Annotated in this window: 3 protein-coding genes; 2 read left to right on the forward strand and 1 reads right to left on the reverse strand. The window is 58.7% G+C overall.

The window, feature by feature from the left end; genetic code table 11:
- The first annotated feature begins 239 nt into the window (after nt 1–239).
- Nucleotides 240–782: a DUF1439 domain-containing protein gene (locus AAC083_RS19285; RefSeq protein WP_042038296.1), complete on the forward strand. Its 543-nt coding sequence runs from the start codon at nt 240–242 to the stop codon at nt 780–782.
- A 4-nt stretch (nt 783–786) separates the two neighbouring features.
- Here the strand turns inward: AAC083_RS19285 and AAC083_RS19290 are convergent, their stop codons facing one another.
- The gene (locus tag AAC083_RS19290; RefSeq protein ID WP_181364826.1) at nt 787–1227 is read right to left on the reverse strand and encodes a GNAT family N-acetyltransferase; all 441 of its coding nucleotides are present in this window, start codon (nt 1225–1227) and stop codon (nt 787–789) included.
- Nucleotides 1228–1700: 473 nt separating this feature from the next.
- Between AAC083_RS19290 and AAC083_RS19295 the strand changes: the two genes are divergently transcribed.
- Nucleotides 1701–2555, forward strand: an 855-nt coding sequence (locus tag AAC083_RS19295) for a M23 family peptidase (protein ID WP_108537458.1), incomplete at its 3' end; no start/stop codon positions are given.

Consider the following 2555-nt stretch of genomic DNA (forward strand, 5'->3'; position numbering starts at 1 on the left):
GCCAGCGAGACGCCGATGGGGCGCCGTTTCATCACCACCCGCAGGGAAACCCCCGCCACAATCACGGTGTGAAATAGCAGCAGCAACCCGCCGAGGAACTGGGAAAACAGCAGCTGGATGTCGTGCTCCAAGCCATTGATCAAGAGAACTCCTTGTACACCAGAGTGGCCGCGGTGGGCAGATCCCACGGGGCCAGGATGGTATGCTGTAAAACACACCCATTCTATCAGGTCGTTAGCATGATCCTGCAATCTATGCTGCTGAGTCTGGCCATGCTAGGCCAAGGCTCATATGACATCAATGAGCAACAGATAAACCAGTACCTGCAATCCCAGGTACAAGTGAACAAACAGCTGGAGCTGCCCGGCATCATCAAGGCCCATGTGCAGCTCGAGCAGAGCGACGTCCAGATTGGGCGCCAGAGCCCGGATACCGCCCGTGTCTATGGCAAGGGCAAGCTGAAAATCACCCTGCCGGATCAGACCGAATACGACGCGCGCCTGAACATGACCTACGAGGCCAGGCCGCGCTATGACAAGGCCCAGAGCGCACTCTTCCTCGATAACATGAAGTTGATTGAGTACAAGCTGGAACCGGAGGCGGCGCAGCAGAAGTTCGGCTTCATGCTGGGCATGCTGCTGCAGAGCATGGAGAAACGGCTGGAGACCCAACCTGTCTATCGCCTCAACGACAAGGACACAAACCAGGCTTGGTTGAAAGAGAATCTGCTGGGGATTGAGCTGTCACCAGGCAAAATTCACCTGCTAACCAACCCCAAATGAGCCTTTAGTTGTAGGCGGGGGCCTGGGCCTGACGCACCAGCAGCTCGATCTGGTAACCCTGTTCGCGCTGCTGGTCATAGAGGGAGAAAAGCGGGCCATCCAGCTCGTGCAGGGGTAGGTCGGTAAAACCGGCCTGGAGGTAAAACGGCTTCTCGAATGGCAATGCCTGGCACACCACCGGCTTGTCCAGCAAATCATTGCAGGCGTGCTGCAACAAACGGGAGCCCAGTCCCAACGACTGGTAATGGGGCAGCAAGCGAAAGCCGCACAGGTGGTAGTAATCCTCTTCGTCGCGCAGACGCACGACGCCCACCAGCCAGTTAGCGTCTCGCACCACGAAGATACGCTCGGCCAGATCCGGCACGTAATGGGAGAAAGTGGTTTCGTAGTAGTCCCTGATCAGGGAAAGATCCGCATCACAGTACTCTTCAAACGCGATCGCCATCGCCCGTTTGCTTATCACACCCGTTCCATCCTTGGACACTCGGCCCAGTCCTCAATATTCAGTTGCAGTTCGGAGAGAGATCCGACCAGATTAACCGGCAAGATATCACGCCATTTAATAACAAAACAGCCAATAACAACCCGTCTTGCGCACTTTTCAACAGGCGGCTGGCCGCAGGAAGTCGGGGGCAAGCCTATCACGCTATCCCCCGCACGGGCACTGCTTGCGCGAACCGCCCGATTTTACGGCAAGGCCTTGCTCGAACATCAAATAGCGCTGATTGAGTATCATAAAATATTTTTGTAAACATTTGTTAACAATTAACACTGATCATCCACCGCAACAAAAGTCTCATTCGAGTAGCAATTCTGACCTGTCACCCTATGGTGAAACCTTGGCATAGCGTCGCGCTGTCGTTGCCTGAGTGGGAGCACTCCCACGCTGACACCTCACCCCCTTGCCAAGGAGATACCATGTTCAGACCCATTCCTTCACTGCTGATGCTGGCCTTGCTCCCTACCGCCAGCTGGGCCGGCGACATCCACACCCCGCTTGCTCCCTACCACTTCACCCGACAGCAGCTCAGCGCCACTGAAGCTGTCACAGTGCCACTGGACGAGGCCCACTTCGTGTTTGGCGAGGCAGCCATGGTATTCGATCTGCACGACTTCCTGCTGCAACAGGCGCCTCACCTGCTGCCCAAGGAGGAGGTGATCCTGCACTGGAGTGGCATCACCAGCCTCAACCCCCAACTGCTGCTGGCCCTGATGGAGACGAGCAGCCAGCTCATCTCGGCCCCCTCGGAACAAGCCATGGCGGCCCCGTTCGCCCGGCTGGTCAAGGCCCGGGGATTCGATAACCAGTTCGAGCAGATGGCGCGCCAGCTCTCTGCGCGCTTTTATCAGGCCCTGGTCCAGTTGCGCAATGCCCCCGCGCTGTCCCCGCTCGCCGCGCACCAGGCCGCTCTGGCCAGCCTGCTTGCCCCCCACGAGCGGCAGCAGTTGAGCGAGCAGTGGCAGACCCTGTTTGGCAAGGAAGCCATGATCTCGCCCAGGGCGCAGACGGTCACACCGTCGGACCAGCTGGCCGGTGGCCAGTTCCAGCTGCCCTGGCGCCAGGGTTACAGCTGGCAGGTGAACGGCGCCCACTCCCATACCGGCTCAGGCTCTCCCTACTCCTCCATCGATGTCTCCTACGACTGGCCGGGGTGGGGCAGCGCCACCTATACGGTCACCGCCGCCAACGGCGGGACCGTCACCGTCTTCTCCCGCTGCCAGATGCGGATCACGGCCCCCAATGGCTGGGCCACCAACTATTACCACATGAGC

Source organism: Aeromonas sp. HMWF014, from assembly GCF_963878295.1.
Lineage (GTDB): Bacteria > Pseudomonadota > Gammaproteobacteria > Enterobacterales > Aeromonadaceae > Aeromonas > Aeromonas popoffii.